This is a genomic window from Endozoicomonas sp., from assembly GCF_965196975.1.
GTDB lineage: Bacteria > Pseudomonadota > Gammaproteobacteria > Pseudomonadales > Endozoicomonadaceae > Endozoicomonas.
This window is the reverse complement of record NZ_OZ239981.1, coordinates 2,528,290-2,550,064: the sequence shown is the minus strand read 5'-3', so window position 1 is coordinate 2,550,064 and position 21,775 is coordinate 2,528,290. Positions and strand designations below refer to the sequence as shown.

Below are 21,775 nucleotides of genomic sequence, written 5' to 3'. Positions count from 1 at the left end.
GCGCCTGATCCCACTTTTTTATAAACCATCTATGAAACACTGCAAAGCCGATATCCTGAGGTATCGGCTGCCTTTAAAGCAGCCATTACAATTGAAGCATTTCTGCCTGAATGAGCGGGAAGGGCTGATTTTACGCTTGAGTATTGGTCATCGGTATGGTTATGGCGAAATAGCGCCACTGCCGGGGTTTAGCCGTGAGAACCTTTCAGAAGCTGGTGAACAACTTCAGGTGTACTGTCGGGCATTTAATGCTGGTGGTTTTAAGCCTTCATCTTTCAGTGATCTGGCTAACTGTGCTTCTCTCACTGAGACTCTGGGGGCACCGTCAATTCCATCAGTGTTATTTGGTATTGAATCCGCACTGTGGTGGCTGAGGCAGGATCATTGGTTTGTCCCTCCAGAAACAGGGCCTCTTTTGCAGGGCAGCACTGAGCATATTCTCCAGCGGCTTGATCAGTGGCAGGGGAACTGGCCGAATGAGTTCAAGCTGAAGATAGGGCGAGGTTCAATTGAAGACGACTGTGTCAGAATTAACCTGGTTCTGAAGGCATTGCCGAAGTCCGTTAATATCAAGTTGGATGCCAATCAGCAATGGACATTGGATCAAGCCATGCGGGTTGCTAATTCTATTGACGTAGAGCGAGTTAACTTTGTTGAAGAGCCAACAGCTAATGTGGCCGAATTTTCAGAACTGTACGAGAAGACCGGGCTTCACTTTGCTCTGGATGAAACGGTTCAGAACCCGGAATACCTTCTTCACCCCATGCAGGGGTTGGCTGCCATTGTTATAAAACCAACGCTGGTGGGTGGTTTCGAGCGTTGTCGGCAGCTGGTGACAATGGGCCGAAGCCTCGGTGTCAGGACTGTTTTCAGTTCTTCTTATGAGTCATCTATTGGTTTGCACATACTCGAGCAGCTCAGCGCTCAGTGGACACCAGAGGAACAACCGGGCCTGGACACCTCCTCTGCTTTTATCGACAGCCTGACCTCTGAAACGATTATTGCCGGTCAGCCGGTATCCATTAACCCTGCTTTTGTCAGCCTGGGAGATACAGGGCTGAAGAGAAGCCTGAAAGAAAGCAGTTGATGAAGACGATTTTCCCTGAATTGCAATACTGTCCAGTACGTCATCGAGCCATTAATCAGTCCACCTGTACAGCGATTCAGCTGGAGGAGGGCAGTGTCACTTTTCGCTTACTTGATGAATGGGTGGATGATTGTTGTCGTGTATACCGGGATAAGGGAATGAGACCTGGCAACCGTCTTCTGTTTGTCACCAGTAAACCACTGGATACTGTGATAGTTGCACTGGCCTGTCTTCGTTCCCAATGGGTTTTCTGCCCTGTAAACCCAGCCTTTCCAGAGGAGCAAAAGTCAGCCTATCGCGAGCGGATTGGTGCTACGTTGGTGGCAGACAGCGCGGGTGTTAGTTTTCATGGACGGCTTTGCCGGACGGAGGTGCGGCCTCGAGCCGAGAGTGGTCTTCAGTCTCTTGAGATCAGTCCTGAAGCCATTTACGACCTGATTGCAACATCTGGAACGACGGGCATCCCAAAGGCGGTAGCTCACAGTTATAAAAATCATTATTTCAGTGCGTTGGGCTCCATGCATACGTTGCCATTAACCTATGGCGATACCTGGTTATTGTCCTTGCCACTGTTTCACGTGGGTGGACTGGCTATTGTTCTGCGTTGTCTGCTGGCTGGTGCCACAATGGTGCTGTTTGAACGTAAACTGCCTCTGGATGAAATGCTGGCCAGGAAGCGGCTGACTCATCTTTCCCTGGTTAATACACAATTGTTCAGGTTAATCCAATCTGGCTTGTCTCTCTATGATGTGGGAGTACGTTATATTCTGCTGGGCGGAGGCGTTGTTTCCCCCAGGCTGGTGGAGGAGGTAGAAGCACAGGGCGTCACTGTTCTAACGACTTATGGTATGACCGAGATGGCTTCTCAGATTTGTACCGGAGAGCCGCTGTTTACCGACAGTGGTGTGACTTCCGGAGCGGTATTGCCATGGCGTGAGGTTCGTCTTTCTCAGGAAGGTGAGGTTCAGGTGCGCGGAGAAACCCTGGCAAAGGGGTACTTTCAAAATGGGCAAGTGACTCCATTGTCGGATGCTCGTGGATGGTTTTACACCGGTGATAAAGGACGTTGGTTTGGTGAACAGTTACAGATATGTGGCCGTATGGATAATATGTTGATCTCGGGAGGGGAGAACATTCACCCGGAAGAGATTGAGCAGGCCTTGCTGACCTTTCCTGAAATTGTCCAGGCTGTGGTCGTTTCAATGACGGACCCTGAGTATGGGAAGCGGCCTGTCGCTTATGTTCAGACTGTGGATGGTACCCTGAATGAATCATTTACAAAAGAGAGGCTGGCAGGCAAGATAGCTAAATTCAAAGTACCAGTACATATTCGTTTATTTCCTGAGCAGATAGCAGAATCAGGTATCAAGATTAATCGCCGCTTTTTTCAGGCACTTTTGGAATAATACTACGATACAGGCAGAATTCTGCCAGCAATGTACTAGACTAGGTTCAACAAACTTAGCCAGACCAAGTTGCAGGGTGCAGCTGGTCTGAATTTAGCAGTCAGACGTTGAAGTTAGAATAATATGAAAAATAATCACATTAGCTACAACGCCCCCAGTGACCTGACCTCCTATGATGAGACGCTGCCCCAGAACTCCCCGGTAAGAGCTTTTCTTGCAGTAAAGCTTCCTCTTGAACTTGCTGCAACGCTTCATAAGAAGGCTATTCATCGAGCCGGTGAAGGCCACGTTCATGACTTGCGCTGGGTCGCCCCCCAGCAGCAACACATTACCCTTAAGTTCCTGGGGAATAGCTCCCCCCGTCAATTACAGCAGTTAATTGGTAACCTTGAGAAGGTTCTGAACGATTACCATACTTTTGATAGTATGACTGGCTGTTTTCGCTTCTTTCCAAATGGAAGACAGCCCAGAGTGCTTGCATTGGAGATGCATTCAGGACAGGAATTGAAGCGGCTTTCGGATATTTGTGAACAGGCTGCTGTGCAATCTGGTTTCAGTGCAGAAACCCGGCATTTCCGACCACATGTCACATTAGGTCGATTCAAGCACCCTCGGCATGTAACCCATAGCCAGTATTTTAATCTACCCAGTTACCGCATGACAGTCGGTGAAATAGTATTGATGGAAAGTGAGAGCACTTCAGCTGGCACGAGATACAAAACTCTACACACTTTCCCGTTACAACCCTTTGCTATTAGTGCATAAGAAAAGCACTTGGTAGATAACTACTTAAGTATTGATGCCTATTCCATGAGTATCTGTTGATAAGCATCAAGTTGGTTTTTTGTTCAGCATGATATGCTGCAAAAAAACTACTGGATAATTCTATATGGAATTGGTGTGTCCTGCCGGTAACCTCCCCTCCCTCAAAGCAGCTGTTGATAATGGTGCTGATGCCGTATACATCGGCTTCCGGGATGAAACCAATGCCCGGCATTTTGCGGGTCTCAACTTTTCAGATCAGCGGGCAATGAAGGCGCTGGATTACGTTCACAGGAACCCCCGTGGCAAAAAGGTTCGACTGTTTGTTGCAGTCAACACCTATGCTCAGGCGACCAATTGGAGCCGCTGGAAAAAAGCAGTGGATATGTGTGCCGACTTCGGTGTCGACGCGCTGATCGCTGCCGATATTAGCGTGCTGGACTATGCCAGCAAGCGATATCCAGATCTGAATCTTCATCTTTCTGTCCAGGCTTCTGCCACCAATCAGGCCAGCCTGTCGTTTTATCATGACCATTTTGGTATCAAACGTGCGGTATTACCGAGGGTGCTGTCGTTAAAACAGGTTGAGCGACTGGCCCAGAAAAGTCCGGTGGAACTCGAGGTATTTGCCTTTGGTAGTCTTTGCATCATGGCGGAAGGGCGCTGCATTCTCTCTTCCTATGTCACAGGAGAATCACCTAACACAGCAGGTGCCTGTTCTCCCGCATCCGCTGTGCGCTGGCAGACAACAGCCAATGGTATGGAAACCCGACTGGGAGGTCTGTTAATCGACCATTTTGATAACGATGAACAGGCCGGGTATCCAACCCTTTGTAAGGGGCGCTTTAAGGTGAATGATAAAGTCAGTCATGCCATTGAAGAGCCTACCAGCCTCAATACACTGGATCTGATTCCTCAGCTCCATCAGGCCGGTATCAGTGCGGTCAAAATTGAGGGCCGCCAGCGAAGCCCGGCTTATGTGGCAGAAGTGGTGAGAATCTGGCGGGAAGCACTGGATCATTACAAGGCCAATCCAGGCTCTTTCATGACGAATGAACGCTGGATGAATGGCCTTTCTCGTCTATCAGAAGGTAGCCAGACAACACTGGGTGCTTATAACCGTCCCTGGCAGTAATTGTATTGTTGTCAGTACCTTGTGCTCTGATTGGACTTTTTTGAATCACAAAGGCACGAAGGCACAAAGAAGGCTTTTAACCCTTTGTGCCTTCGTGACTTTGTGTTGAGCAGATCGCGCTTCCGAGTAATTCCCGGAGCAGATATGGAATAAACTATGCAGATTACCCTTGGCCCATTACTGTTCTTCTGGCCGAAAAAAGAAGTTATTTCATTTTATGAAAAGGTTGCTGAGTCAGCTATTGATCGAGTCTACCTGGGAGAAGTCGTCTGCTCCAAAAGACGTGAGCTGAATCTGGGTGACTGGCTAGCCATAGCGAAATCATTGCAGTCAACAGGTAAGGAAGTCGTTCTGTCGACACTGACACTGATTGAAGCCGAATCTGAGCTGGCTCAGGTCAGTAAGGTTTGTGAGAACGGTGATTTTGCTGTAGAAGCCAATGACATGGCGGCTGTCCATTACCTTTCCAAAGCGGGTATCCCTTTTATTACCGGTCCCTCTGTGAATCTGTATAGTGCTGAAGCGTTGGAGGTTTTGCATCGAACGGGTTTAAAGCGCTGGGTACTCCCAGTGGAACTCTCTTTTGATCACCTGAAATTGATCATGAGCCGCCTGAAAGAGCTGGGTATTACTGATCTGGAAACAGAGGTATTCAGCTATGGCTATCTACCGCTGGCATACTCTGCCCGTTGCTTTACTGCGCGTACACATGAACTGAGCAAAGACAGCTGCGAGTTCAGCTGCATTAAGACATCTTCAGGAATCCCTCTGGCTACCCAGGAGGGCGATGCACTGTTTACGATTAATGGCATCCAGACGCTTTCTGGCAGCTGTCATAACATTCTGGATCAGTGGCGGGCAATGGAGAGTGCAGGGGTGATGGCCATGCGCCTTTCCGGGCATTCGGAAGATGTTCTGGAAGTGGCGAATGAATTAGCTATGGTCATTGGGCGGAGTAGTGACAATTCAATTACTGTTGAAAGCCAGCATTGTAATGGCTATTGGTTAGGAAAACCGGGAATCAAGAAGTAAGGAATAGACAGTCATTAAAATTATAAATTGTGCCATACTTTCGAGGGGATTTTTTGTATGTAAGCATATAAATTAAGGTGTTCTGTTGTTCCCTGAATTTAACAATACCATTAGTGATATATCATCAGCGTTTCAGCGATCTCATTTATAGGTTGCCCTTGGGTGGCAAGATATCATCAGTCGTTATCGACGCTCATCTCTTGGCCCTCTGTGGCTAACCATTAGTATGGTTGTCACAGTGACTGCCATGGGACCACTTTATGGTGTTTTATTTGGGTTTGACTTTGAAACCTTTATTCCTCATCTGGCACTTGGTCTCATTTTCTGGGGTTTTATATCTACATCGATTATTGAATTCGGCGATGCATTTTTTCTTTCCTCAAACTATTTGAAGCAGGCCAGTTTTCCACTGACAATTTTCATCCTGAGGGTTTGCTATCGAAATCTGATTATTCTTGGTCATAACATCGTAATTTATCCGATTATTATGTTAATTCTGGGAATAACACCTGACTGGTTAATGCTGCTTGCAGCACCTGCGCTTGTACTGGTTTTTGCGAACCTGTTCTGGATAGGTATGGTGCTGGCATTTTTCTGTACCCGGTATCGGGATATGGTTCCTATCATCTCCAGCCTGATGACGCTAATGTTTTTCATGACTCCGATTGTCTGGAAAGTAGAGCAACTGCCTGAGTCAAGGCAGTTCCTGGCTAAGTTGAACCCTTTTTCAGCTTATTTAGAACTGCTCAGGCAGCCATTATCGGGTAAAGCTCCTGAACTCTTTTACTGGTACTACTCTGGGGCCACACTCATTGTCGGTATTGTACTGGGAGTTATATTCATGACACGTTATCGCCATCGGGTGGCCTATTGGCTGTAAGGTTTCTTTTATGCATATTCAGCTGAACAATGTATCGGTTCGGTTTCCTATTTATGATGCTAAACATCGTTCAATCAAGCATAAAGTACTTAAGGCAGCCACTGGTGGTGCGATTATAGAATCGGGAAACCTCGTTGAGATTGAAGCCTTAAAAAATGTGACTCTGGAAATAGAAGAGGGCGAGCGTGTTGCACTAATCGGTCATAATGGTTCAGGAAAAACGACATTGCTTCGGGTCCTGGCAGGCGTCTATGCACCAATAACGGGTACGGTTTTGGTTAAGGGGCAGATAACAAGTTTGCTGGATGTAACGTTAGGAATGGATTTTGAGGCGACCGGTCTGGAGAATATTTATATCCGTGGTTTATTTATGGGCTTAAAACCGAAGGCTATCCGGCTTCTGGTGGATGAAATTGTAGGGTTTAGTGAGTTGGGAAGTTTCATTGATATGCCTGTACGAACCTATTCAAGTGGTATGGTTCTTAGATTGGCTTTTTCCATATCGACCAGTATTAAGCCAGAAATCTTATTAATGGATGAATGGATCAGCGTGGGAGATAGTGACTTTAAAGAGCGAGCAGAAGAGAGGCTGATGAGCTTTGTGAACCAAGCTGGAATTTTGGTGATGGCTACCCATGATAATGCCATGGCTAAACGTTTATGTTTCCGAAAACTGACTATCCAGCATGGAGAGATTATATAACACATATCAACTAATTTAATTTCTAACGCCTGATTGATAAAAAAATGTAGCGTCCTTTATCATAGAGCAGCTATCAATTTGTAGCAGTGAGTTATTAATGTTTTAGAATAGAGCAGGGTATAACCTTATTGCTTCATTTTTTGCATTTTTTGATGATTCACATAAGGGATCTGAGTCTATGATAGTATCTAAGATTTTTCTAGAATCTAATATGTTATTAAGTCTATACATGGATACGCTAAGCTGAATTATTACAGTATAAATTATCCCATTCTTAAGGCTTATTTTTCTGCGTATTGAATTCAGAACGTCTTCAAAAGATGAATACCCATTGTGGTATAAAATATCAATAAATAGATTGTGTGCTATAGAGTTGTTGCCTCGGTGAAGTTCGATCATTGCTATATGAAAGGGTGCTCTCTCTGAATGATTGAAACAATAGTGCTCTATTTTCACAGCTACTATGGGAACACCACTCATAATAGTTAACTGTCATGCCCGCTTCTGTTATTTCCAGCTCTACCAAAAGCATCGTTTTGCAAATTGAAGTTTCTATAGATTCAGGCAACATGCTGAATCTTGAAGATAGTTTACAGCGTGCACTCAATGAAGCCGGGCAGCTTGGAACAAAAGAGTTATTGGGGCTATTTGAATCACCCAATAAAGAACCTATCGTCGTTAATCAGCAGAAGTGGAACTACAAAGGAAAGGTTCTTAAGCACTATGAAACCTTATACGGTCGTATACCTTTGGAGCGCTCCGTATATCAGGGTGTCAGAGGTGGCAGTACTCTGGCAGCACTTGATCTTCGTGCCGGTATTATTGGTTCAGCTACCCCCAAATTTGCCAAGTCTATCGCCTGGAAATACAGCCAGATGCCAGCGCCTGCGGTAAAAGAAGATTTTGAGACCAACCATCAAAGGACGCTTTCAAATTCTTATATCAAGCATTTATCGGACAGAGTAGGTGCATTAATTGAAGACCAGCAAGACACTCACTACCACCTTCCTCCACTAAAAGAGCCTGTTGAAACAATAGCCATTGGTCTGGATGGAACCTGCATGCTGCTTTGTGAAGAAGGCTGGAGGGAAGCCATGTGTGGGACATTGAGCCTATATTCTGCAGATGGAGACAGGCTCCACACGATATATACAGCCAGTTCGCCAGAGTATGGTAAACAAAGCTTTATGAGCAAGCTCGACGAGGAGATTGCAGATCTAAAACGACTCTACCCAAATGCCACATACATCGGGGTAGCTGACGGGGCTAGAGAAAACTGGAGTTATTTGAAACAACATACCTCTGGGCAGATACTCGATTTTTATCATGCATCTGAATATTTAGCTGGAGCAGCGGAAGCACTGTTTCCAACCAGTAAGGCGAAGCGACACCAGTGGCTTGAAGACAGGCTACATAGTTTGAAAAACAAGCGTGGAGCAGCCAAAAAAATCCTTCAGGAAATTGAATCAGCCGAGCTCCCGAAAAAGACAATCGCACTGACAGAGAAGCGCTACAAAGCTGTGAGCTATTTTACAAACAATCACCAGTTAATGAATTATCATCAGGCGCTTAAACGCCATTGGCCAATAGGTTCAGGAGTTACTGAAGCGGCTTGTAAGACTCTGGTAAAGCAACGATTATGTGGTTCTGGAATGAGGTGGAAAGCAACAGGAGCGGAAGTGCTTTTGACAACAAGAGCACTGATCCAGAGTAAGGGGCGCTGGGAACAACTTTGGTCTGAGTTCATGACTGGAAAGGTTGAAGCTAACCTATGAGTCAGTTATCAAATTGAGAGAGCACCCATATGAAAATCAATTGCAGAAATTAAACCTTCTCCCTCCTGATTTATTGCCTTGGCTACTATATCGAATTTATGAATCCACTCTTTTGATAAATTCAGAAGAGTACTTGATGTGTTGTGATCTCCGCTGACGTAGTTTAGGAATCCTTTAAAATAAAGTAATGGACCTATGATAGAAAATCCTGAATTAATGATGCTGGATATATTTTTACATGATTTCAGACTATCAATATTTATATTTCTGATATCAATGTTATATTCATTAAATAGTATGTTTTCTATAGTATCCAGTGAATTTAGAGCAGAATTATATGCGCCAGTGTTAACTAATTCTTTAAATAATCTAAAGTTAAAACCAAGCCCAAGTGGGCCGCTTAAAAAAATATTTGATCTATATTTTAAGTAATCTAAATAATTTGATCTGTTTTTCACAAGTTCGATTTTTTTTACATCAAAATCATATGACAGAAATACTATTAGTCTTTCATTTTCCTTAAAAATTTTATAATTTCTAATCTTAAATTTGGAAAGTATCATTCTTATTGACTTTGGAGACATAACAAATGCATGAAAGCCTGGTGATAAAACAGATGTTGTAATAGCATCTTTGGCTCCTGGTACTACATATTCGGCATTTGGAGTCGTAAATGCAATAATACCGCCTTTGTTTAGATACTCAAGTTGTAAGCGCAAAAAGTTTTCAGGGTCACTTACGTGTTCAATTACTTCTGAACTATATATTAAGTCGTATTTTTCATTTTTTTTATTTTTAGAAACTAAATACTCATTGCTAATCGGTAGCTCAAGAGAAGAAGCCCCAACAGAACCATAATCAGCAGCCTCCATTCCCTTTAGATTTATTTTTTTATTATGAAATTTTAAGAAGTCTAGATTGAATCCAAAGCCGCAGCCTACTTCAAGGTAAGAATTTATATTTTTGATGTCAATGGTTGATATTATTGGAGTAAGCATAAAATCAATACCTGCTCCGCATTCAATGTAATGCCTTATAAAAGGGTTGTGTAATGACTCTGATATCGACTGATTATCATGCTTAGAGTTTTTTAAGTATATGTTTTCGTCAAAAAAATCAGATATTAACGAATTACAGAATTGGCATTTGTAATAATTAGTGCTGGTTTCATTGTTATTTCTGTATATATACAATGTTTCAGGGTTTATTGTGGTGAAAGGCTTTTCATTGTTTTTTGCAATTTTCTTACAAACTGGGCATCTAATTTTCATTCGTTAATGACTCTTAGGTAGGATTAAATATTAACTTAGGCCTAGGTGTATTTTGATTTTTTCTATTATTCTAAGGTCTTTATATACTCCATTTTTTAGAAGCTCATTTTGCATTGTTAAAAAAACACTTTCATTGTCAATGGTTTCTTTTAAGTAAGATAGGTAAGCAAAACAATCTGCTTTGTTTTTTCTTACTAAATCAAATTTGATGAAAGGTAATTTCTTGGCGTTGGCAAGGAAAAGGCCTAAATCATAAGCTATTACCATTCCTTTAAGCTCTGCTAATAGCTCTGTTTCAATATTATTGTTAATTATGGTTTTAGTTTTTTTGTCAATGGTTTGGTTGAATTGCTCTTTGTGATCTGTATAAATATTGTTGATGATGATTTTTAGAATATTTGTAACTATTCAGCACCCAGCAAAGGCGTATTGTTGTAATTTCGAACCGCTTTAAGAAGCGCCTGAAATATGTTCAACCCCTGCTTTTTAGCAGATGATAAATAGCTTCGGATTCGGGTAAACATGGTACCTCCGTCTTCGCTTCTGAAGCAGCCTGAGATCTTCTGCTTAAGTTTGGCCATCCTGGCATCACGTTCACTGCCATTGTTATCGAAGGGAATTGAAAAGTCCGACATGAAGCGCAACGTTTCAACCTTAAACTCAATAAGCCTTTTGAACAGGTTGTAGGCCTTGGTATTCCTGACCTTCTTACGTCCAAGCACCTGTCGTTGTTTTTCCATATAAGCGGTTTCCTTCGTGAGAGCCCTTTGAAGGATTTGGTCGTATATCGTCTCAATGCGAAGCTGTATTGCACCAGGCATTTGAGTCAGACCGGCTGCTTTGTATTTCTTGCAGAAGTGCAAGGAGAGCGTAAGCAATTTCATCAGCCGCAGAGCCAGCTTATTCGCATCCCTATCGACAACTCCCTGAAGCTCTCTCAGATGATGGGCATTACAAAGCACATGCACTGCCGCATAGGCAAAGTAGGACTTCCAATGATCGTGAACCAGAATGCCTGCAAAAGTCAGCAGGATGCCCATTGCATCCATTGCTTCACAACCTCGCCTTTCTGAGAGGTAGTAAAGCGTCCATTGGTCATCTCGCATAATGTGTAACCACCACAGTGAACCGTCAACCCGCATGCCAGTTTCATCCGCTCCTGCAACCGGACTTTCTTGTAAAGCATCGCGGATACTCTGCTCAGTAGAGGCCAGGTTCTCATGGGTATAGGCAACAAAATTGGCAACAGAGCCTGCGCTGACACTCATGCAATAAATAGTATTGAAATACTCAGACACCCGGTGATATGGGATGAAGTGATACTGGTTTAAATGAACAGCCATTGCCTGAGTCACTTCTCCGTATTGAGCAGCGGCTTTCACTCCTTGGGGAAACTCAGCGGTGTTCCGTTTACCACAAGGACATACTTTAACGTCTGCCCAGTACGCGGTAACTTCAAATTCTCCGGGTCTACCTGGATCAAAAACCTGTCGCTCAATGTATTTGGTGGGTTTAATATCGATAAGCGAAGACTGGCAACAGCAACATTTTTCAACCTTCAGATGCCTGACATAATCGGGTAAGGCGACACGTCTCAAACAAGAGCCTTGATGACCTTTCTGGCCACCTGGTTTATTGCCTGAAGATGGTCTAAGGCTTTTGGGGTTCGGTGTTTCCTGTGAGGAGCAGGGGGCTTCTTTGGAAGATGTATCACCTTTATCACTCCCTTTTTTACTGGGCTTTTGATAACCATCTGACGATGGTGGCTTACTACTGTTTTGACTGTTTTTATTAACCCTTTCTTCCAGTTCGCTGCAACGTTCCCGTAAAAGCGCATTCTCGGTCCGAAGCTCTTCATTCTCTTTAAGGAGAGCTTCGGTAAACGGAGTAGCTGGGAAGTCTGGTTCCATACTGGAGATTTGTTAGAAAAATTGAGTATAAGATGATGGTCGAAAAATCAGAAAATTCCAGATTTATATGAAGGGTGCTGAATAGTTACGAATATTTAAAGGAATCTTCTCGATGAATGAAGAGTATTCATTATCTTTTAGGGTGAAAATATTTAATGGATCATAATTGAAAATTGTCTCACAATTGGTAGATTGTATTGCTTTAAATAGACCTAGTTCTCCTTTGTAAACAGCATTATGTCTAGAATTCACTAATCGATAATATTTGAAAAACTCGTTGATTTCATGGCGCTTGAATAGGTTTATTGAAAAAGAGAAAAGAAAACTCTGACCGTGAAAATAAGGTGAGAGAGCATACGTACTACCATGATAGCTACACCCAAATAGTTCTATTTTAGAAAATAAATCTAGTAAATTTCTGTCAACTATTATTATTGAGTCATTTATAAATGTGATTTTTTTTAACGAAGCTAATGAATCAATTTTATTGTAGATATAGGAATACCCCTCTTTATAGGCTCCAATATCACGTCCGGAATTGTAGCGATTAATTATAACGCTGGCCTTCAAATCTTTTGTCAATTTGTGTGCTGTTTTGAAATCATCTGAGTTATTTATAAGTACAACTTCATCAAATATACTATTAAATATATTAAGGTGATAATTTATTATGTTTTTTTTATTCTCGGCAAGGTACGTAGCGTAGATTAAAATATGTGTGCTCTCACTTTTTAAATCTCCATTCATTAAATAAGATTTTGATATTTTAATATTTCTGATCTTAAAAAAAAGGTCTGAAATAATTGAATACAGTAAAGCTATTTTCTTTATGATCTCTTTGATTAGTAATAAAAAAAATCAGTGATCTTCATACACTTCGCTCACAGTAGCTTCATTTGATCTTTTTTCTATAAGACTCAAAACTTTTGAGTCATTCATTTGGTCTTTCCGGGGGGCAAATAAAGCTCTGCTTCTAGTTTCAACATTTGTAGCAGGTTTCTGCATGTAATACATGGCAATGCTTTTTCGGTACTTCCCTGATGGAAGCCTTAAAGGTTTTGACATGCCATGCCAGGAGTTTTGGGTTGTATCAAAAATTACGCATCTATTGAAGGCAGGAGTTATCTCCTTTATCAGTTTTCCATATATCTTACTTTTTGAACAGTGCTGCCAAAATCCTAGTTGCCCACCAAAGCTTTCCTTATAATCTTCCTCAATATAAACAATGATATTTATTTTTCTTTGTAACTTGGTTTTTGGGTGTAAAGAGTAATCTAAATGAGGGTTTAGATTTCCTCCATCACCATGAATATGCAAGCCAGCCCCATGAAGCCCTGGATCAGCAATTATATTGCAGCCACAAAGTTTAGATAATGAATTTACAAATTCTGAGCTATTCATTTCGGTAAAAATGTTATATTGGATATCATTGAAAATATTCCAATTATTAATTGTTTTTTTGTTTTCTATTGCATTGTTATAAATATGCCATATATCCTCATTGTAATCGGGGAAAGATCTGCATAATTTTTTTGCTGTTTTTTCTGTGAAAAAATTATCTATAATTAGGTGCCTGAATGGTTTGGCATTATGGTAATTCATGATTTTAGATTTTGTTAACTCTAAAGTTTTTACATATTGCATGGGTGCTCTCTCTGAATGATTGAAACAATAGTGCTCTATTTTCACAGCTACTATGGGAACACCACTCATAATAGTTAACTGTCATGCCCGCTTCTGTTATTTCCAGCTCTACCAAAAGCATCGTTTTGCAAATTGAAGTTTCTATAGATTCAGGCAACATGCTGAATCTTGAAGATAGTTTACAGCGTGCACTCAATGAAGCCGGGCAGCTTGGAACAAAAGAGTTATTGGGGCTATTTGAATCACCCAATAAAGAACCTATCGTCGTTAATCAGCAGAAGTGGAACTACAAAGGAAAGGTTCTTAAGCACTATGAAACCTTATACGGTCGTATACCTTTGGAGCGCTCCGTATATCAGGGTGTCAGAGGTGGCAGTACTCTGGCAGCACTTGATCTTCGTGCCGGTATTATTGGTTCAGCTACCCCCAAATTTGCCAAGTCTATCGCCTGGAAATACAGCCAGATGCCAGCGCCTGCGGTAAAAGAAGATTTTGAGACCAACCATCAAAGGACGCTTTCAAATTCTTATATCAAGCATTTATCGGACAGAGTAGGTGCATTAATTGAAGACCAGCAAGACACTCACTACCACCTTCCTCCACTAAAAGAGCCTGTTGAAACAATAGCCATTGGTCTGGATGGAACCTGCATGCTGCTTTGTGAAGAAGGCTGGAGGGAAGCCATGTGTGGGACATTGAGCCTATATTCTGCAGATGGAGACAGGCTCCACACGATATATACAGCCAGTTCGCCAGAGTATGGTAAACAAAGCTTTATGAGCAAGCTCGACGAGGAGATTGCAGATCTAAAACGACTCTACCCAAATGCCACATACATCGGGGTAGCTGACGGGGCTAGAGAAAACTGGAGTTATTTGAAACAACATACCTCTGGGCAGATACTCGATTTTTATCATGCATCTGAATATTTAGCTGGAGCAGCGGAAGCACTGTTTCCAACCAGTAAGGCGAAGCGACACCAGTGGCTTGAAGACAGGCTACATAGTTTGAAAAACAAGCGTGGAGCAGCCAAAAAAATCCTTCAGGAAATTGAATCAGCCGAGCTCCCGAAAAAGACAATCGCACTGACAGAGAAGCGCTACAAAGCTGTGAGCTATTTTACAAACAATCACCAGTTAATGAATTATCATCAGGCGCTTAAACGCCATTGGCCAATAGGTTCAGGAGTTACTGAAGCGGCTTGTAAGACTCTGGTAAAGCAACGATTATGTGGTTCTGGAATGAGGTGGAAAGCAACAGGAGCGGAAGTGCTTTTGACAACAAGAGCACTGATCCAGAGTAAGGGGCGCTGGGAACAACTTTGGTCTGAGTTCATGACTGGAAAGGTTGAAGCTAACCTATGAGTCAGTTATCAAATTGAGAGAGCACCCTATTGCATGTGTGCACCATGTCCATTTTATTGGAATAGAAACGAGGTTCTGGGCGGGGGTTGAGGTCTTTGAACATTGATCGCGGGCTGTGATTGTTGAATATGTCAGGTAAGCAGGAGTCGTCTACATCCTTAATATTTGGGATTTCATAGAATTAATGATTCTAAACTTTGTTGATGGTTATACCTAAGAGTAATCCAAGGTTGCCTAAAAGTGTCTGCCTATAGATTCCAGAACGAATAAATAAAAGAAGTCTTCTGAAAAAACTTGAGTTACGGGCTTTTATAAAATTCTCAAGATTAGCCTGATTTTGACGGGTGAGCAGTGCCTTGTTTTTTACAAGCGCTGAAATATTTATGTCATTCCAGTCGCGGAACCGACCTTTCAGCAAACCGTGTAAGCGAATAATACGTGACTTCCAACTCATGTTTGCACCAACTAGATTTTTCGAGTGCTGCCTATACTTCAGGCAAGGCTCTCTATCGTAAATAACGGTACCTCCAGCCCCCGATATGATTTGGTAACACCACCAATCATGTGACACAATCTCTGTATTATATGACGACTCGACTATAAGGTCACGAGCTGCTTTGTTAAACACCATAGTATTACCCCCAGCGATACTCTGCACAAGAGCATTGGCAAATGAAGGAGGTTTTGTAAATAGGGGAGAGTTTCCAACGGTTATATTACACGTTTCTTCGGTTATTTCTGTTCTTGCACAATAGAGTGTGGGGTGATCATGGGGGTATTTTTTACGCCATGTGCGACTTTTAGGTTTGCATAAGGAGACATGACTGATCCTGCTTTCTGCTATTAAAAGCAGTAGAAAGCAAAGAAGGTTTCAGTCATGCCCGTTGAAGAGTTTATCACTACAGTCTACTGCTTGATCGACGATTTGGTAAAAGAGCTTTTTCCTGTACCACTGCGACTTCGAGGGTTTCCACCAAAGCTCACTGATAGTGAAGCGATCACCATGGAAGTTGTCGGTGAATGGCTTGGGCATCATAAGGACACTGAGATTTGGAAGTATTTTACCCGACACTGGCGACACCTGTTTCCTGACATTCCTTCACGCTCGGCATTTGTCAAACAGGCCGCCAACTTATGGCATGTGAAACAACGACTGCAAATTCGTATAGTCCAGATGATGCATGCAGATAATGCAGATATCCATTTAATCGATGGTTTTCCGATTGATGTTGTCGTCAGAACCCGTGCACCACAGAGCCGTATCTTTAAAGCTGAGGCTGGTTATGGTTACTGCGCTTCCAAGGACAAGAAGTTCTATGGCTTTCAGGGGCATTTGCTGGTTGAAGCACGAGGGATTCCTGTGGGTTTTACTCTGACCGCAGCGAACGTAGATGAGCGTGATGCAGCCTATGACATGCTCGAGACCATTTCTGGCCTCTTGCTTGGCGATAAGGGCTATATAAGGCCTGAGTTTAAAGCTGATTGTCAGGAATTAGGTATTGGTCTTCAGACGCCACTGAGAAAAAACATGCAAGATGAACGTCCGAAGTCGTTTGTAAAGCTGGTATTACGGGTACGACGGAGAATAGAAACAGTGATAGGTCAATTGACAGAGCGCTTTGAAATAGAAAAGTGCCATTGTCGAGATAGATGGCATATGACATCACGTATCGCTCGGAAGTTACTGGCACATAATATTGGTTCTTATCTGAATATAATTGCTGGTCGTCCTGCAATACAGTTTGAGAACCTTATTTCCGAAGATTAAAAAACGGAAAGCAAATAATTGCGTGATTTTGAAGATACAACTTGGACTTACCATCATGCTAGCCCGGATATTTCATAAACGTGCTCCCGTTCTCGCTTGTCCTTTGCCGCCCTAAGGGAGTTTTGCTCGGTCGACCGTACTCCCCGGTACGGCACTCCCTCACAAAATCCCTTAGGGCGACAAAGTCCTGCCCGAGATTCGGGGCAGTTTATGAAATATCCGGGCTAGTAATTTGAGATAGTTTCAGACAAAGTCGCACATCGCGTATTTTTTTAAAGTATATAGAGCTTTCTGGATTTTTTTATGATGCCATATATCATCCTGATCACTAAAAGCAAAGTAGTTATAAGGCTCATTAATTTCACTTAATGCATTTAAGAAGTTTTTTGCAAAACCAATATTTCTTTCTCTTACACCTATGCTTATTTTTGTAAAATCTACCTGACTGGTTTTTAAAACGTCTAAATTAACTGTTGAATTGGAAGCATCATCAAAAATGAATACGTGAATAAAGGGATGCGTTTGATTAAATATTGATTCAAGCTGATCGGAAATATAGTCTTCACCATTATAGTACCCAAGGATGATCGCCAGTTGATCCTCACTCTCATTACCAATGGTTTTACTATAGTCGTTATCATGTTTGGTAGGACTATTTCTGCTTTGATTGCACGAAACTTCTTTCAAATTTAAATCAGAAATGAGGTTGCTACTATGGCTCTGTTTAAAATATGGGATAATAGAATCCTTATAGGGCATAATGTGCTCACTCCAAAGTACAGGCCGCACTTTCGGTGATATTTCTACTTTGGCTGTATAGCTCTTTTAAAATTGATTTAACTGCCAGTGCTCTTAATATAGAGGATATTAAAATAGATAGGCATGACCTTCGATAGCGCTAACTAATGACCAGCGCATCTGTCGTATGTGCTTTGCTAAGATACTTCAAGCGGAAGATCTTCCCCGTTAACATGGGTTGTAGCTTAGAATGAGTTTTAAATTTTCGCTAGCAAACATGATTTAATTTTCAGAACTTTCTATTATATACAGTAAAGGTGTTTGTAATCAGGATTGAGGTGTGCCCATCCTTTGGTTATGAAGTCAGGATGAGCAATTATACGTCACATATTTTATGTTAATGTGCGCTGGCTAAAGGCATCTTTTTCTGTAGCTGCTGCCCCAGTCGGGCCAGCTTTTGCACAGGAATCGGCAGCTGCTCTAACTCAAGGCTATCCAGCAGGTTTTTTACCCCAAGCCCCAGTTCAGTATCACCCTCAATCATCAGGCTGCGCTGGAAGAACAGAGTGTCCGGGTCTTCCTGTCGGCTGGCCAGCTTCAGGAAGGCTTTGCTGTCACCCTGAAACTCAACATCATGCATTTGAACATCAAAGCGTCGTGGACTGGTAGCGGTCAGCTGACTGCCATCAAAACTGATATAGAAGCTGACGTCTATGTCGGTAATGTGAATTTTCAGGCAGCGATCTTCCAGAAAGTCAAAATCGCCTTCTTCTATTGGCGTATGGAAGATATGGTTGATGGCTCTGGTCAGTGGCTTGTTGACCAAGGTGGCTGGCAACAGCTTTACCGGCAGTCCAAGTAACTCAATACCTGGCTTTTTGAATCTCTCCCGACCATTAATACCTGGAAGAGGAAGTCTAAAAGATGGCAGCAGACTCAATGACAGCTCCTTCTCATATTGCTCACTTTTTCGAATTTTTGAATGGAGGCCTGATCAAGGCGGTATAGCTCATCCAGCAAGCGCAGTTGCAGAGAACCAGGGCCCGGGCAATCCATGCTGGCCAGTTCGCCAGCAATGCCAAGACAGGTAAGGCCTGATACGGCCGCCGTCAGTGGTGTATCGCATATGGCAAGAAAGGCGCCAATGATGGCGGTTGCTGTACAACCGGTGCCGGTTACTTTTGCCATCATAGGATGACCGTTATTGATTTTGTAAACTTCGTAGCCATCGGTGACATAATCGGTAGCCCCGGTGACGGCAATGATCAGCTGATGTTCACGGGCCTTTTCCTGAATAAAGTGCAGAGTAGACTCACTGCTACTGCTGCTGTCGACTCCTTTCCCCTCATTGGCGCCAGTAAACAGGGCTTTTATCTCGGAGGCGTTGCCCCGTACTACCGATGGCTTGTTTTCAAGGAGCTGTTTATTACTAGTCAGTCGGAAGGCGGTTGCACCTGCACCTACCGGGTCGAGAATCCAGGGTTTACCGAGTTGAGATGCAGTTTCTGTTGCCAGCATCATGCTTTTCAGACTGGAGCTGGTCAGCGTTCCACTGTTGATCACCAGACTGCTGGTAATGCCTACCATGTCTGCAACTTCTTCAATGGCGTGGGCCATGATCGGGGATGCACCAATGGCCAGAAGGGCATTGGCCGTTGTGTTGGTGACCACATCGTTGGTGATGTTGTGAACCAGCGGCTGATTTTCTCTCAGTTCATTGAGTGAATGAATAATGTGTTCTTGCATAGGAAAGGCCTTTTTATCCATGTTCAATAATAATGATGTCGGGTGAACAGTGAATTGACATTGGTCACTGTTAAGAGCTGCTTAAGTTTTATTCTGAGGCAGATCTGGGTGTTCAGTCTGGTTCAGAAAAACGTTATATGCCTGGGAGGCTGTTGTACTCAGCTCATAGGATTGTCCTGTTTCACAAAGGGGGCAGAGCTCCATCAACGGGGCTTTACCAGTGACAAATGATTTCAATAGTAGATCACTTGTTATCATGGTTTTTATTTCCAGTGACTATTTCTGTTTATAGTAATTATGCTGAAGTTATACCCTGTAACTGTTCTAAATATGGATTTATAAGCTATTGTATTTTGCTATATCTAGCGATATTTTTTATCACGAAACTACTGCTGTTTTTATTCAGTTTTCTGCTCATCAGTTATCCAGTCAGACCTCAGATTTTACCTGCGGAAAGGTCTTCAGAACCTTTTCCTGAACGTAACTATTCAGCACCCAGCAAAGGCGTATTGTTGTAATTTCGAACCGCTTTAAGAAGCGCCTGAAATATGTTCAACCCCTGCTTTTTAGCAGATGATAAATAGCTTCGGATTCGGGTAAACATGGTACCTCCGTCTTCGCTTCTGAAGCAGCCTGAGATCTTCTGCTTAAGTTTGGCCATCCTGGCATCACGTTCACTGCCATTGTTATCGAAGGGAATTGAAAAGTCCGACATGAAGCGCAACGTTTCAACCTTAAACTCAATAAGCCTTTTGAACAGGTTGTAGGCCTTGGTATTCCTGACCTTCTTACGTCCAAGCACCTGTCGTTGTTTTTCCATATAAGCGGTTTCCTTCGTGAGAGCCCTTTGAAGGATTTGGTCGTATATCGTCTCAATGCGAAGCTGTATTGCACCAGGCATTTGAGTCAGACCGGCTGCTTTGTATTTCTTGCAGAAGTGCCAGGAGAGCGTAAGCAATTTCATCAGCCGCAGAGCCAGCTTATTCGCATCCCTATCGACAACTCCCTGAAGCTCTCTCAGATGATGGGCATTACAAAGCACATGCACTGCCGCATAGGCAAAGTAGGACTTCCAATGATCGTGAACCAGAATGCCTGCAAAAGTCAGCAGGATGCCCATTGCATCCATTGCTTCACAACCTCGCCTTTCTGAGAGGTAGTAAAGCGTCCATTGGTCATCTCGCATAATGTGTAACCACCACAGTGAACCGTCAACCCGCATGCCAGTTTCATCCGCTCCTGCAACCGGACTTTCTTGTAAAGCATCGCGGATACTCTGCTCAGTAGAGGCCAGGTTCTCATGGGTATAGGCAACAAAATTGGCAACAGAGCCTGCGCTGACACTCATGCAATAAATAGTATTGAAATACTCAGACACCCGGTGATATGGGATGAAGTGATACTGGTTTAAATGAACAGCCATTGCCTGAGTCACTTCTCCGTATTGAGCAGCGGCTTTCACTCCTTGGGGAAACTCAGCGGTGTTCCGTTTACCACAAGGACATACTTTAACGTCTGCCCAGTACGCGGTAACTTCAAATTCTCCGGGTCTACCTGGATCAAAAACCTGTCGCTCAATGTATTTGGTGGGTTTAATATCGATAAGCGAAGACTGGCAACAGCAACATTTTTCAACCTTCAGATGCCTGACATAATCGGGTAAGGCGACACGTCTCAAACAAGAGCCTTGATGACCTTTCTGGCCACCTGGTTTATTGCCTGAAGATGGTCTAAGGCTTTTGGGGTTCGGTGTTTCCTGTGAGGAGCAGGGGGCTTCTTTGGAAGATGTATCACCTTTATCACTCCCTTTTTTACTGGGCTTTTGATAACCATCTGACGATGGTGGCTTACTACTGTTTTGACTGTTTTTATTAACCCTTTCTTCCAGTTCGCTGCAACGTTCCCGTAAAAGCGCATTCTCGGTCCGAAGCTCTTCATTCTCTTTAAGGAGAGCTTCGGTAAACGGAGTAGCTGGGAAGTCTGGTTCCATACTGGAGATTTGTTAGAAAAATTGAGTATAAGATGATGGTCGAAAAATCAGAAAATTCCAGATTTATATGAAGGGTGCTGAATAGTTACTTATTTTTTTTTCCTGACTGTATAGTTATTTTCCGAAACGAGTCGGCATAAGCTTATGTATATGTCGACGTATGCCCGATGGAGATGTACGGGCGCTGCCGCATTCGGCTGCACAACCTGTTTCAGGGCTTTCGCCCTGCGTCTTCTCTGGAGTATCAGTCCATTCCGCCTACCCGGTGGTCTGGTCTGAAAGGAAATTACTGCCTGGTTTGGATACCCTCCACCAGTGAGAGTGTGTTGACTTTTTGAATGAATTGTCAACGCACCCGGCATTAAGAACAAAATCTCCATGCGCTCATGTCACCCATGAGCCTGGCCTGAACATTCTATTCAATTTGTGACGGCTGTTATGGGGTATAACAAGCTGTATCACGTATCGACCGTATCTGTCGTAAGTCAAGCTGTATCACGTATCGACCGTATCTGTCGTAAGTCAAGCTGCTCTGCGCTGCCCTTCGTGGGTGGGCCATCGTTA

General features: G+C 43.0%; 20 protein-coding genes. 10 read left to right on the top strand and 10 right to left on the bottom strand.

What is annotated here, in order from left to right; all coding sequences use genetic code 11:
- The first annotated feature begins 31 nt into the window (after positions 1–31).
- From menC to ACOCLE_RS11340, 8 genes are all read left to right on the top strand, one after another.
- The gene (gene menC, locus ACOCLE_RS11375; protein WP_419536791.1) at positions 32–1,087 is read left to right on the top strand and encodes an o-succinylbenzoate synthase; all 1,056 of its coding nucleotides are present in this window, start codon (positions 32–34) and stop codon (positions 1,085–1,087) included.
- Positions 1,087–2,493: an o-succinylbenzoate--CoA ligase gene (gene menE / locus ACOCLE_RS11370; protein ID WP_419536790.1), complete on the top strand. Its 1,407-nt coding sequence runs from the start codon at positions 1,087–1,089 to the stop codon at positions 2,491–2,493. Before menC ends, menE begins: the two co-directional genes overlap by 1 nt.
- 123 nt (positions 2,494–2,616) lie before the next feature.
- A complete protein-coding gene (thpR, locus tag ACOCLE_RS11365; RefSeq protein WP_419536789.1) occupies positions 2,617–3,258 on the top strand; it encodes an RNA 2',3'-cyclic phosphodiesterase in 642 nt (213 codons plus the stop codon).
- Positions 3,259–3,382: 124 nt separating this feature from the next.
- Positions 3,383–4,390 (top strand): ubiquinone anaerobic biosynthesis protein UbiU, encoded by a 1,008-nt coding sequence (gene ubiU, locus ACOCLE_RS11360; RefSeq protein ID WP_419536788.1) that lies wholly within the window; start codon positions 3,383–3,385, stop codon positions 4,388–4,390.
- Positions 4,391–4,546: 156 nt separating this feature from the next.
- Complete coding sequence (locus ACOCLE_RS11355; RefSeq protein ID WP_419536787.1) at positions 4,547–5,422, top strand: U32 family peptidase; 876 nt, start codon at positions 4,547–4,549, stop codon at positions 5,420–5,422.
- 172 nt (positions 5,423–5,594) lie between these two features.
- Positions 5,595–6,302: an ABC transporter permease gene (locus tag ACOCLE_RS11350; protein ID WP_419537200.1), complete on the top strand. Its 708-nt coding sequence runs from the start codon at positions 5,595–5,597 to the stop codon at positions 6,300–6,302.
- Positions 6,303–6,312: 10 nt separating this feature from the next.
- On the top strand, positions 6,313–7,005 hold the full coding sequence (locus ACOCLE_RS11345; protein WP_419536786.1) for an ABC transporter ATP-binding protein: 693 nt from the start codon (positions 6,313–6,315) through the stop codon (positions 7,003–7,005).
- A gap of 494 nt (positions 7,006–7,499) precedes the next feature.
- Positions 7,500–8,780, top strand: coding sequence for an ISKra4 family transposase (locus ACOCLE_RS11340; RefSeq protein ID WP_419532972.1), 1,281 nt, complete (start codon positions 7,500–7,502; stop codon positions 8,778–8,780).
- An 8-nt stretch (positions 8,781–8,788) separates the two neighbouring features.
- On the opposite strand, the gene ACOCLE_RS11335 is transcribed toward ACOCLE_RS11340, so the two are convergent.
- The 5 genes from ACOCLE_RS11335 to ACOCLE_RS11315 all read right to left on the bottom strand — a co-directional run bounded on the left by ACOCLE_RS11335 (position 8,789) and on the right by ACOCLE_RS11315 (position 13,674).
- Complete coding sequence (locus tag ACOCLE_RS11335; RefSeq protein WP_419536785.1) at positions 8,789–10,051, bottom strand: class I SAM-dependent methyltransferase; 1,263 nt, start codon at positions 10,049–10,051, stop codon at positions 8,789–8,791.
- 30 nt (positions 10,052–10,081) lie between these two features.
- Positions 10,082–10,318 carry a hypothetical protein gene (locus tag ACOCLE_RS11330; RefSeq protein ID WP_419536784.1) on the bottom strand — a complete coding sequence of 79 codons (237 nt, stop codon included), beginning with the start codon at positions 10,316–10,318 and terminating at the stop codon, positions 10,082–10,084.
- Positions 10,319–10,455: 137 nt separating this feature from the next.
- The gene (gene tnpC, locus ACOCLE_RS11325; RefSeq protein WP_419536783.1) at positions 10,456–11,961 is read right to left on the bottom strand and encodes an IS66 family transposase; all 1,506 of its coding nucleotides are present in this window, start codon (positions 11,959–11,961) and stop codon (positions 10,456–10,458) included.
- Positions 11,962–12,024: 63 nt separating this feature from the next.
- A complete protein-coding gene (locus ACOCLE_RS11320; RefSeq protein WP_419536782.1) occupies positions 12,025–12,708 on the bottom strand; it encodes a hypothetical protein in 684 nt (227 codons plus the stop codon).
- Between the two features lie 111 nt (positions 12,709–12,819).
- Positions 12,820–13,674 (bottom strand): 2OG-Fe(II) oxygenase, encoded by an 855-nt coding sequence (locus ACOCLE_RS11315; RefSeq protein WP_419536781.1) that lies wholly within the window; start codon positions 13,672–13,674, stop codon positions 12,820–12,822.
- A gap of 14 nt (positions 13,675–13,688) precedes the next feature.
- On the opposite strand from ACOCLE_RS11315, the gene ACOCLE_RS11310 reads away from it, so the two are divergent.
- Complete coding sequence (locus tag ACOCLE_RS11310) at positions 13,689–14,969, top strand: ISKra4 family transposase (RefSeq protein ID WP_419532972.1); 1,281 nt, start codon at positions 13,689–13,691, stop codon at positions 14,967–14,969.
- 190 nt (positions 14,970–15,159) lie between these two features.
- Here ACOCLE_RS11310 and ACOCLE_RS11305 read toward each other — a convergent pair whose 3' ends face one another.
- On the bottom strand, positions 15,160–15,423 hold the full coding sequence (locus ACOCLE_RS11305; RefSeq protein WP_419536780.1) for a hypothetical protein: 264 nt from the start codon (positions 15,421–15,423) through the stop codon (positions 15,160–15,162).
- 423 nt (positions 15,424–15,846) lie between these two features.
- Here ACOCLE_RS11305 and ACOCLE_RS11300 point away from each other — a divergent pair, with 423 nt between their 5' ends.
- A complete protein-coding gene (locus tag ACOCLE_RS11300; RefSeq protein ID WP_419536779.1) occupies positions 15,847–16,737 on the top strand; it encodes an IS982 family transposase in 891 nt (296 codons plus the stop codon).
- Between the two features lie 243 nt (positions 16,738–16,980).
- Here the strand turns inward: ACOCLE_RS11300 and ACOCLE_RS11295 are convergent, their stop codons facing one another.
- From ACOCLE_RS11295 to tnpC (ACOCLE_RS11280), 4 genes are all read right to left on the bottom strand, one after another.
- The gene (locus tag ACOCLE_RS11295) at positions 16,981–17,496 is read right to left on the bottom strand and encodes a glycosyltransferase (RefSeq protein WP_419536778.1); all 516 of its coding nucleotides are present in this window, start codon (positions 17,494–17,496) and stop codon (positions 16,981–16,983) included.
- A 376-nt stretch (positions 17,497–17,872) separates the two neighbouring features.
- On the bottom strand, positions 17,873–18,415 hold the full coding sequence (gene ubiT, locus ACOCLE_RS11290) for a ubiquinone anaerobic biosynthesis accessory factor UbiT (protein ID WP_419536777.1): 543 nt from the start codon (positions 18,413–18,415) through the stop codon (positions 17,873–17,875).
- The gene (thiM, locus tag ACOCLE_RS11285; RefSeq protein WP_419536776.1) at positions 18,412–19,221 is read right to left on the bottom strand and encodes a hydroxyethylthiazole kinase; all 810 of its coding nucleotides are present in this window, start codon (positions 19,219–19,221) and stop codon (positions 18,412–18,414) included. Before thiM ends, ubiT begins: the two co-directional genes overlap by 4 nt.
- Positions 19,222–19,705: 484 nt before the next feature.
- Positions 19,706–21,211 carry an IS66 family transposase gene (gene tnpC, locus ACOCLE_RS11280; protein ID WP_419532963.1) on the bottom strand — a complete coding sequence of 502 codons (1,506 nt, stop codon included), beginning with the start codon at positions 21,209–21,211 and terminating at the stop codon, positions 19,706–19,708.
- Between the last annotated feature and the right edge of the window lie 564 nt (positions 21,212–21,775).

What these genes read in the sequence shown, in the direction of transcription:
- ACOCLE_RS11355 (WP_419536787.1), top strand. Translation starts at nt 4,547, where the DNA reads ATGCAGATTACCCTTGGCCCATTACTGTTCTTCTGGCCGAAAAAAGAA.
- ACOCLE_RS11320 (WP_419536782.1), bottom strand. Translation starts at nt 12,708, where the DNA reads ATGAATGGAGATTTAAAAAGTGAGAGCACACATATTTTAATCTACGCT.
- menE (WP_419536790.1), top strand. Translation starts at nt 1,087, where the DNA reads ATGAAGACGATTTTCCCTGAATTGCAATACTGTCCAGTACGTCATCGA.
- ACOCLE_RS11310 (WP_419532972.1), top strand. Translation starts at nt 13,689, where the DNA reads ATGCCCGCTTCTGTTATTTCCAGCTCTACCAAAAGCATCGTTTTGCAA.
- menC (WP_419536791.1), top strand. Translation starts at nt 32, where the DNA reads ATGAAACACTGCAAAGCCGATATCCTGAGGTATCGGCTGCCTTTAAAG.
- ACOCLE_RS11295 (WP_419536778.1), bottom strand. Translation starts at nt 17,496, where the DNA reads ATGCCCTATAAGGATTCTATTATCCCATATTTTAAACAGAGCCATAGT.
- ACOCLE_RS11335 (WP_419536785.1), bottom strand. Translation starts at nt 10,051, where the DNA reads ATGAAAATTAGATGCCCAGTTTGTAAGAAAATTGCAAAAAACAATGAA.
- ACOCLE_RS11330 (WP_419536784.1), bottom strand. Translation starts at nt 10,318, where the DNA reads ATGGTAATAGCTTATGATTTAGGCCTTTTCCTTGCCAACGCCAAGAAA.
- thiM (WP_419536776.1), bottom strand. Translation starts at nt 19,221, where the DNA reads ATGCAAGAACACATTATTCATTCACTCAATGAACTGAGAGAAAATCAG.
- thpR (WP_419536789.1), top strand. Translation starts at nt 2,617, where the DNA reads ATGAAAAATAATCACATTAGCTACAACGCCCCCAGTGACCTGACCTCC.
- ACOCLE_RS11300 (WP_419536779.1), top strand. Translation starts at nt 15,847, where the DNA reads ATGCCCGTTGAAGAGTTTATCACTACAGTCTACTGCTTGATCGACGAT.
- ACOCLE_RS11305 (WP_419536780.1), bottom strand. Translation starts at nt 15,423, where the DNA reads ATGAGTTGGAAGTCACGTATTATTCGCTTACACGGTTTGCTGAAAGGT.
- ACOCLE_RS11345 (WP_419536786.1), top strand. Translation starts at nt 6,313, where the DNA reads ATGCATATTCAGCTGAACAATGTATCGGTTCGGTTTCCTATTTATGAT.
- tnpC (WP_419536783.1), bottom strand. Translation starts at nt 11,961, where the DNA reads ATGGAACCAGACTTCCCAGCTACTCCGTTTACCGAAGCTCTCCTTAAA.
- tnpC (WP_419532963.1), bottom strand. Translation starts at nt 21,211, where the DNA reads ATGGAACCAGACTTCCCAGCTACTCCGTTTACCGAAGCTCTCCTTAAA.
- ACOCLE_RS11315 (WP_419536781.1), bottom strand. Translation starts at nt 13,674, where the DNA reads ATGAGTGGTGTTCCCATAGTAGCTGTGAAAATAGAGCACTATTGTTTC.
- ubiU (WP_419536788.1), top strand. Translation starts at nt 3,383, where the DNA reads ATGGAATTGGTGTGTCCTGCCGGTAACCTCCCCTCCCTCAAAGCAGCT.
- ACOCLE_RS11340 (WP_419532972.1), top strand. Translation starts at nt 7,500, where the DNA reads ATGCCCGCTTCTGTTATTTCCAGCTCTACCAAAAGCATCGTTTTGCAA.